This is a genomic window from Kitasatospora sp. NPDC004272, from assembly GCF_053603035.1.
The window spans coordinates 1-9,077 of the sequence record NZ_JBSGET010000219.1 but is presented as its reverse complement, the minus strand read 5'-3'; the positions used below and the strand labels follow the sequence as shown (position 1 = coordinate 9,077).

General features: G+C 76.5%; 6 protein-coding genes and 1 pseudogene. 1 reads left to right on the top strand and 6 read right to left on the bottom strand.

What is annotated here, in order from left to right:
• Positions 1–2,295: pseudogene (locus ACWEO5_RS36910) on the bottom strand (hypothetical protein); the annotation flags it as partial.
• 378 nt (positions 2,296–2,673) lie between these two features.
• Between ACWEO5_RS36910 and ACWEO5_RS36905 the strand changes: the two are divergent.
• On the top strand, positions 2,674–3,183 hold the full coding sequence (locus tag ACWEO5_RS36905) for a GNAT family N-acetyltransferase (RefSeq protein ID WP_452166464.1): 510 nt from the start codon (positions 2,674–2,676) through the stop codon (positions 3,181–3,183).
• Between the two features lie 27 nt (positions 3,184–3,210).
• Here ACWEO5_RS36905 and truB read toward each other — a convergent pair whose 3' ends face one another.
• From truB to infB, 5 genes are all read right to left on the bottom strand, one after another.
• The gene (gene truB / locus ACWEO5_RS36900; RefSeq protein ID WP_452166463.1) at positions 3,211–4,116 is read right to left on the bottom strand and encodes a tRNA pseudouridine(55) synthase TruB; all 906 of its coding nucleotides are present in this window, start codon (positions 4,114–4,116) and stop codon (positions 3,211–3,213) included.
• Between the two features lie 94 nt (positions 4,117–4,210).
• Positions 4,211–5,386: a DHH family phosphoesterase gene (locus tag ACWEO5_RS36895; protein WP_452166462.1), complete on the bottom strand. Its 1,176-nt coding sequence runs from the start codon at positions 5,384–5,386 to the stop codon at positions 4,211–4,213.
• A gap of 2 nt (positions 5,387–5,388) precedes the next feature.
• Positions 5,389–5,826, bottom strand: coding sequence for a 30S ribosome-binding factor RbfA (gene rbfA, locus ACWEO5_RS36890; RefSeq protein WP_452166461.1), 438 nt, complete (start codon positions 5,824–5,826; stop codon positions 5,389–5,391).
• A 139-nt stretch (positions 5,827–5,965) separates the two neighbouring features.
• Entirely contained in the window at positions 5,966–6,262 is a 297-nt protein-coding gene (locus tag ACWEO5_RS36885) for a DUF503 domain-containing protein (RefSeq protein WP_176190225.1), read from the bottom strand.
• A 127-nt stretch (positions 6,263–6,389) separates the two neighbouring features.
• The coding region (gene infB / locus ACWEO5_RS36880; protein ID WP_452166460.1) for a translation initiation factor IF-2 at positions 6,390–9,077 on the bottom strand (2,688 nt) is incomplete at its 5' end.

Sequence of the window (9,077 nt, the reverse complement as noted above, 5' to 3'; positions counted from 1 at the left end):
CGCGCGGCCCGGGCCGCGCGCCAACCGGCCCAGCAGCGCGACCCGTTCGGCCACCGGCAGCGGCAGCCCGGCCCAGAACGCGGCGCCGAACCGCTCGTCCCGGCCGGCCCGTTCGGCCAGCAGCTCCAGCAGCTCCCGGTGCGCGGACGGCTCCGGGCTCCCCGCCAGGCCCGCCACCAGCAGCCGGCCCGCCCACCAGTCCGCCTCCCCGCCGCGCTCCGAGCGCTCCAGCGCCGCCAGTGCCCGCCGCAGCCAGCCGTCCAGCGCCGCCGCCCCTCGCAGCTCCCCGGCCCGCCGCAACGCCCCCAGCACCACCCCGACCCGGCACCGCCCGACCCCGGCCCCGACCCCGGCCCCGGCCGGCGCCCCACCGGTCTCCCGACCGGGCGTCCCGCCGAAGGCCCCCTCAGGGGCCCGGGGAACGGCGGGCCCGTGGCTGCTGCCGTCCGACGGGGCCCGGAGCGTCCCGCCGCTCCCGGCCTCCCCCGCGACCCGCTCCCCGCCCGCCGTCTCCTCCACCTCCCCCTCCTGCGCCTCCTGCGCCTCCTCCAGCACCAGCCGCAGCGCCGCGTCCAGGTCCAGGTGGAGGCTCTGCAGCCACTCCCCCCACTCCTCGTGCCCGGCCCGGTGGCCGGCCCCCGCCGGGACCAGCAGCCGCTCCTCCCGGACGGCCCGCGCCCAGCCGCCCGGCTCCGGGAACAGCCGCGCGAACTCCGCGGCGGGCAGCGCCCCGTCCCCCGCGCCGAGCATCAGCCGGGCGGCCTCGTGCAGCCGCCCGGCCGCGACGGCGGCGAGCCGCCGCACCTGCCGGGCGTCCTCGCCGGGCGCGGGCGGTCCGCCGCGGCGGTGCCGGCGGGAGCCGCCCGGGGTGAGGGCGACCCGGCGGGCGACGTTGAGGCAGGCCAGGTCGAGCCAGCCGTCGAAGAGTTCGGCCCGGCTGCCGACCGGGCCGTGCACGCCCGCGCCGCGCAGTTCGCCGGCCAGCCGCAGGGCCAGCGGGTGGCCGTGCTCGGCCGGGCCGAGGAAGGCGCCGGGCAGCCCGTAGCGGCGCCGGGCCCGGGTCGCGGCGTCGTCGGTGAGCGGGCCGAGCCACAGCGCGCGGGCGGCGGGGCGCCAGGGGCCGAGCTGTTCCCAGCCGTCGGGCCGGCAGGCGACCAGGGCCCGGGCCCGGTGGGTGCGCAGCCACTCCAGGGCGGCGCCCAGCCAGCGCGCGGACAGCGCGAGCGGCGCCTCCTCGGGCCCGTCGAGCACCACCAGCAGCGGTCGTCCGGCGTCGGCGCACAGCGCGGCGAGCTCCTCCGGCCCGGCCTCCGGGAGGCCCGCCCGCCGGGCCGCGGCGGCGAGCCGGCGGCGCAGCGGGTCGCCGAGGGCGCGGTCGCCCGGGGCCAGGTCGGCGCCGCGCAGCCACAGGGTCGGCAGCGGCTGGGCGGCGTCCGACCGGCGGACGGCGAGGGCCGCGAGTTCGGTGGTGCGGCCGCTGCCGCTGTCGCCGAGCAGCACGGTGAGCGCGTCCTGCGGCTCCTCGCCGCTGAGGCCGTCGGGGCGGTCGACCCGGTCGGCGGCGAGTTCGGCGATCCGTCCGGGCCCGGCGGCGGCGTCGGCGAGCTGGGCCCGGGCCAGTTGCAGCGCGCCGCCGAGGTTGAGCGCCGGTCCGTACGCGGGGGCGTCGGCGGCGTTGCGGGCCAGCAGCCGGTCGAGCGGGCCGTCCCCGTCGGGCGGGCCGTCGGCGCCGAGCGGGACGGCGGCCGTACCGGGGCCGGGGACGGCGCGCACCCGGGGGGCGATCACGGCGAGCACCGCGCCGGTCCCGGGGTCGAGCACGGGCGCCCCGGCGAGCGGGGTCACCGGCAGGTCGAGCAGCACGATGCCGGGGACGGTGCGCACCTGGGCGCCGTCCCCGCAGCGGCCGTTCTCCCGGCCGAGCGGGCCGCCCCGGGCCAGGGCGGGCGCGCCGTCCTCCCAGCGCTGGTGCGGGACCGCGACGGGGCCGGTGACCGGTCCGCGCCCGACCGGCAGGGCCGGGCCGGGGACGCCGCCGACCGCTGCGGTGCGCAGCAGGGCCAGGCCGCGGTCGGGGAGCAGGTCGACGCTCTCCGGGCCGAGCACCCGGGTCTGCCCGCCGGGGGTGTGCAGCACCAGCCGGGGCAGTCCGGCGACCGCCTCGTGCGCGGTGACCACCGTGCCGTCCCGGTCGGCGACGAAGCCGAGGCCGCACAGTCGGCCCTGCTGGTCCCTGATCCGCAGCAGCGCCTGCGCCGGATCCCCCGCGAAGCCGGCGTCCGCACCCTCGCCCATCCCGCCAGTCCTCCCGCCGGGCCGCACCCGGCCCCGTGCGGGACCGGGGTACGGCCGCCGTACACGCCGCCGGTCAGCCTGCCCCCCACCAGCCCCACAGCACCCCGCACGCCCCTCTCACCACACCGCTTCACTCCGTGCGCCCCCGGCACCGGCGTCCGGCGCGCACCCCGCGCCGAACCACCCGGGCCGCCCCCGTCCGCCCCAACTACCGCCCCGGCCGACGCACTTGGCCCGCCCCGCGCCCCGGCCCGGCCCGGTCGCCCCTGACACCCGCCCCGCCCGCCCCCGTACCCCGCGTCCCCGTATCCCGCGCCTCCGCGCCCCGGCCGGAAATCCGCTGGCGCCCGGCCCGCGCCCCGGGCCACCCTGCCGGTCATGGACGTCCGCCTGGAACCCTGGTCCGACTCCCGCCTCGGCCTGCTGCGCCGCATCAACACCCCGCTGATGCGCCGTCACGTCGGCGGCCCGGAGACCCCCGAGCAGCTGCTGCTGCGCCACCGCCGCTACCTCGAACTGCCGTCCCTGGGCGGCGTGGTGTACGCGGTGCTGGTGGACGGTGCGGAGGCCGGTTCGATCGCCCGGCACCGGCGCGGGTGGCGGGGCGCCGAGGTGCACGAGACCGGTTGGAACGTGCTGCCGGAGTTCCAGGGCCGGGGCGTCGCGCTGGCGGCGGGCCGGGCGATGCTCGCCGCGCTGCGCGCCGAGGTGGCCGCCGACCCGTCGGCGCCCGGCGTGCTGCACGCCTTCCCGGCCGTCGACAACGCGCCCTCGAACGCGCTCTGCGCCCGCCTGGGCTTCACCGACGGCGGCCCGTGCGACTTCGAGTACCCGCAGCGCTCGGGCCGCTTCCTGCGCAGCACCGACTGGCGCCTGGCACTGCGCTGAAACCCCGCGCGGCCCGCGCGCCGGCCCTCAGCCGACGAACACCGCCACCGGCTTGGCCTTGCCGCCGCTCTCCTCGATCAGTGCCAGGAACCGCCCGTCCGGGTCGAAGACCGCGACCGGCCCGTCCACGCCCAGCCCGGGCGCGTCCAGCCGCACGCCGTTGGCGAGCAGCCGGGCCTGCTCGGCGTCCACGTCCCAGCGCGGGAAGGCGGCGGCCGCGGCCTCGGCGATCGGCAGCACCTCCAGCTTCTCCTCCAACTGCTCCAGGGTGCGCGCCGATTCGACCGAGTACGGCCCGACCCTGGTGCGCCGCAGCGCGGTCAGGTGCCCGCCGACGCCGAGCCCGGCGCCGAGGTCGCGGGCCAGCGCCCGGATGTACGTGCCGGAGGAGCACTCGACGGTGACGTCCAGGTCGAGCACCGGCGTGCCGTCCTCGGCGACGGCCGGGCGCACCCCGTGCACGGTGAAGGAGTGCACGGTGGTGGGCCGGGCGGCGAGTTCGAAGTCCTCGCCCTCGCGCACCCGGGCGTACGAGCGCTTGCCGTCGATCTTGATCGCGCTGACCTTCGACGGCACCTGCATGATCTCGCCGGTCAGTTCGGCGATCCCGGCGTCGATCGCCCCGCGCGCCACGCCGTCGGCCGGGACGGAGGCGGTGACCTCGCCCTCCCGGTCGTCGGTGACGGTGGTCTGCCCGAGCCGGATGGTGGCCTCGTAGGTCTTGGCGGTGAGCATCAGGTGGCCGAGCAGCCGGGTGGCCCGCTCGACGCCGATCACCAGCACGCCGGTGGCCATCGGGTCGAGGGTGCCCGCGTGCCCGACCTTCCGCGTCCCGGCCAGCCAGCGCAGCTTGGCGACCACGCCGTGCGAGGTGATGCCCTCCGGCTTGTCGACGACGACCAGCCCGTCGGGGCCCGTCCCTTTACGCTTCATCGCTCATCATCATTTCGAAATCCCGCGCGCTTCCCTGCTCCGCGCGCACCCCTGCGCGGCCGCTGCCGCGGCCCGGCCGCCGAACCGCACGAGCCTAGCGCGCGCCCGGCGCCCCGGCGTCCGCCCCGGGCGTCGCGGCGACCTCGGCCAGTGCCGTGCGGAACCGCTGCACGGCGCTCTCCACGGCCTCCCGCGCGCTGAACCCGGCCGCGTACACGTGTCCGCCGCCGCCGAGCCGGGCGCAGGCCGCCGCGACGTCGACCGCGCCGCGGGAGCGGCAGGAGCCGCGCAGCGTGCCGTCCGGGTCCTGCTTGAGCACCAGCGCGACGTCCGCCTCGGCGGGCTTGCGCAGCACGTCGATCAGGCCCTCGATCTCCTCGACGGTGACGCCGAACAGCGCCAGGTCCTGGTAGGGCACCCAGGTCCACACCAGCCCGTGCCCGCCGGCCTCCTCGGGCTCGAACGCGGCCCGCTCCAGCGCCCCGGCGAGCACCTTGAGGTACCCGAAGGAGGTGGTGTCCCACAGCTGGCGGGAGATCAGGTCCTGCCGGATGCCGGTGGCCAGCATCCGCCCGGCCATCTCGTGGGTGGCGGGCGTGGTGGCCCGGTACTTGAACGAGCCGGTGTCGGTGGCGATGCCGGTGTACAGGCAGGTCGCGATGGACTGGTCGAGCGGCACCCGCAGCCGCCGCAGCAGTTCGTCCACCAGGACGGCGGTGGCGGGCGCGGCCGGGTCGATCAGCCGGACGGTGCCGAAGCCGGGGTTGGAGGCGTGGTGGTCGAACACCACCAGCGCGTCGGCCGCGAAGGCGTTGGCCCGCAGCAGGCCGAGCCGCTCCTCGGAGGCGGCGTCGAAGGCCAGCACCAGGGCGGGCGCGGCGGGCACCGCGGCGGCGGGGACGACCAGTTCCTGCCCGGGCAGGAAGGACAGCGACTCGGGGACGACCTGCGGGTCGTCGCCGAAGGAGACCCGCACCCGCTTGCCGAGGCCGCGCAGCGCCAGCGCGGCGGCCAGCGCCGAGCCCAGCGCGTCGCCGTCCGGGCAGATGTGGCAGATCAGGTCGATCTCCTCGCTGCCCGCGATCAGTTCGAGGGCGCGCCGCCACTCCTCCTCGAACCGGCCCGCGCCGTCCGGCGCGTCGGCGTCCGGCTCCAGCCCGGATCCGCCCGATGACGCGCTGCGAGGGCCCGGAAGCACCGCGAGGGCGGTCTCCACCCCGATGGTGGAGACCGCCCTCGCGGTACCGGACTCGGCCGGCTCCCCGGCCACGGTCACTCGTCCTCGTCGTCGTCGCGGGAGGACTTGTACGGGTCGGCGTCGCCGGCGAACGCGGCCCCGGCGGCGGCCGTGCGGACGGCGGCGTCGGAGAGCCGGGCCTTGTCCAGCAGGTCGTCGATGTTCCGGGCGTTGTCCGGCAGGGCGTCGGCGACGAAGGTCAGGGTCGGCGTGAACCGGACCCCGGTCTGCTTGCCGACCTCGGAGCGCAGGATGCCCTTGGCGCTCTCCAGCGCGGCCGCGCTGGACTCGCGCTCGGCCTCGTCACCGTAGACGGTGTAGAAGACGGTGGCCTCGCGCAGGTCCCCGGTGACCCGGGCGTCGGTGATGGTGACGTACCCCAGGCGGGGGTCCTTGATCCGGCGCTGCAGGGTCTCCGCCACGACCACCTGGATGCGGTCGGCGAGCTTGCGCGCCCTAGCGGTGTCGGTCACGTTGCCTCCTCGTGCAGTAGGCGCGTACCCCGGGTCATGACCTCGCCCGGTGGGGCCCTCTCCCCAACGTACCCGCCCGCGCCCAGCCTTGTGGGCGCTCTCGGTCCTGTGCGGGTGTGACGGTGGTGACTCCCGCAGGTCATTCGTCGTCGTCGTGGTGGTACCGCCTCCGTGCGGAGAGCAGCACCACCTCGGGGCGGCCGGCGACGAGCCGCTCACAGCTGTCCAGGATCTCGCTGACGTACCCGGCGTCGCCGGACACCACCGCGCAGCCGATCTCGGCCCTGCGGTGCAGATCCTGGTTGCCTACCTCTGCGGCGCACACGCTGTACTTGCGCTGCAGTTCGGCCACGATGGGCCGCACGATCGACCGCTTCTCCTTGAGCGAGTGCACGTCGCCGAGGAGCAGGTCGAAGGTGAGTGTTCCTACGAACATGTGGGACAGACCTGAGCCGGTCTGGGGGCCTCGAAGGATTGTTCCGACTGGGCCCGACCCTAACAAGCGCGGCCGGGGCCGGTCGACGGGTTAAAGCACCCGCCGACCGGCCCCGGTACGGCACCTGTTACGAGCGCGGCTTCTCGCGCATCTCGTAGGTCTCGATGACATCCTCGATCTTGATGTCGTTGAACGAGCCCAGGGTGACACCGGCCTCGAAGCCCTCGCGGACCTCGGTGGCGTCGTCCTTGAAGCGGCGCAGGCCCTCGATGTTGAGGTTCTCCGCCACGACCTTGCCGTCGCGCAGCAGGCGCGCCTTGGTGTTGCGGCGGATGATGCCCTCGCGGACGAGCACACCGGCGATGTTGCCGAACTTGGAGGAGCGGAACACCTCGCGGATCTCCGCGGAGCCGAGGCGCACCTCCTCGTACTCGGGCTTGAGCATGCCCTTGAGCGCGGCCTCGATCTCCTCGATCGCCTGGTAGATGACCGAGTAGTACCGGATGTCGACGCCCTCGCGCTCGGCCGCGGTACGGGCACGCCCCTCGGCGCGCACGTTGAAGCCGATGATGATGGCGTCCGAGCCCATCGCCAGGTCCACGTCGGACTCGGTGATGGCACCCACACCGCGGTGCAGGATCCGCAGCTCGACCTCTTCGCCCACGTCCAGCTTGACGAGGGCGTCCTCAAGGGCTTCGACGGAACCGGAGACGTCACCCTTGATGATGAGGTTGAGCTTCTCGATGTTGCCGGCGAGCAGCGCGGCCTCGAAGCCCTCCAGCGAGACGCGGACGCGACGCTGGGCCATCGAGGCGTTGCGGTCGCGGGCGGCGCGCTTCTCGGCGATCTGGCGGGCGGTGCGGTCCTCGTCGACGACGATGAAGCTGTCGCCGGCGCGGGGCACCGAGGTCAGACCGAGCAGCAGCACCGGACGGGACGGGCCCGCCTCGGAGATGTTGTTGCCGTTCTCGTCCAGCATCGCGCGGACGCGGCCGTAGGAGTCGCCGACCACGACCGAGTCGCCGACCCGCAGGGTGCCGCGCTGGACGAGCAGCGTCGCCATGGCGCCGCGGCCCTTGTCCAGGTGGGCCTCGATCGCGATGCCCTGGGCGTCCTGCTCCGGGTTGGCGCGCAGGTCGAGGGAGGCGTCCGCGGTCAGGACCACGGCCTCCAGCAGCTCCTCGATGTTGAGGCCCTGGCGGGCGGAGATGTCGACGAACATGGTGTCGCCGCCGTACTCCTCGGCCACCAGGCCGAACTCGGTGAGCTGGCCGCGGACCTTGGTCGGGTCCGCGCCCTCGACGTCGATCTTGTTGACCGCGACCACGATCGGGACGCCGGCGGCCTTGGCGTGGTTGAGCGCCTCGACCGTCTGCGGCATGACGCCGTCGTTGGCCGCGACCACCAGGATCGCGATGTCGGTGGACTTGGCACCACGGGCACGCATGGCGGAGAACGCCTCGTGACCCGGGGTGTCGAGGAAGGTGATCGGGCGCTGCTCGCCGTTCACCTCGGTGACCACCTGGTACGCACCGATGTGCTGGGTGATGCCGCCGGCCTCGCCCGCGACCACGTTGGTCTTGCGGATCGCGTCGAGCAGGCGGGTCTTGCCGTGGTCGACGTGACCCATGACGGTGACCACCGGCGGACGCGGGGCCAGCATCTCCTCGTCGCCCTCGTCGACACCGAAGTCGATGTCGAAGGACTCCAGCAGCTCGCGGTCCTCGTCGTCCCGGCTGACGATCTCCAGCACGAAGCCCATCTCGTCGGCCAGCAGCTGCAGCGTGGCGTCGGAGACCGACTGGGTGGCGGTGACCATCTCACCGAGGTTGAACATCACCGAGACGAGCGCCGCCGGGTTGGCGTTGATCTTCTCCGCGAAGTCCGTCAGCGAAGCGCCGCGCGAGAGGCGGACGGTCGAGCCGTTGCCGCGCGGCAGCATCACGCCGCCGACGGACGGGGCCTGCATGGCCTCGTACTCCTGGCGCTTCGCCCGCTTCGACTTGCGACCGCGGGCCGGACGGCCACCGGGGCCGCGACCGAAGGCGCCCTGCGTGCCGCCACGGGCACCCGGGCCGCCGGGACGACCGCCGAAGCCACCGGGACGGGCACCGCCGCCGCCGAAGCCACCGCCGCCACCGGCGCCGCCACCCGGACGGGGACCGCCGAAGCCGCCACCGGCCGGACGCGAGCCCGGACCGGCCGGACGGCCCTGGAAGCCGGGACGGGCACCGCCCGGAGCACCCGGACGCGCACCGGGGCCACCCGGACGCGCACCGGCACCCGGACCCGGGCGCGGGCCCGGACGCTGCGGCATCATGCCGGGGTTCGGACGGGGCATCCCGGACGGGCTCGGCGCACCGGGGCGCGGAGCGGCCGGACGCGGCATGCCGTCGGGGCGCGGCGCACCGGCACCCGGACCACCGGGACGCGGGGCGCCACCGGGACGGGGACCGCGCTCACCGGCCGGGGCACCGCCCGGACGCGGGGCACCGGCGCCCGGCGCACCGGCCGGACGGGGACCGCGCTCGCCACCGGGACGGGGACCGCGCTCGCCACCCGGCGCACCGGCCGGACGGGGACCGCGCTCGCCACCGGGGCGCGGACCGCGCTCACCGGCCGGGCCGCCCGGACGCGGGGCGGACGGACGGGCCATGCCCGACGCGCCGCCCGAGGTGAAGGGGTTGTTGCCCGGACGCGGACCGGCCGGACGCGGACCCGGACGGGCCGCGGGGTTGGCCGGGGCCGGCCGCGGGGCGGCCGGACGCGCCGGGGCCTCGCCGGCCGGGGCCGGGGAGGAGAACTCCGCCGCCGG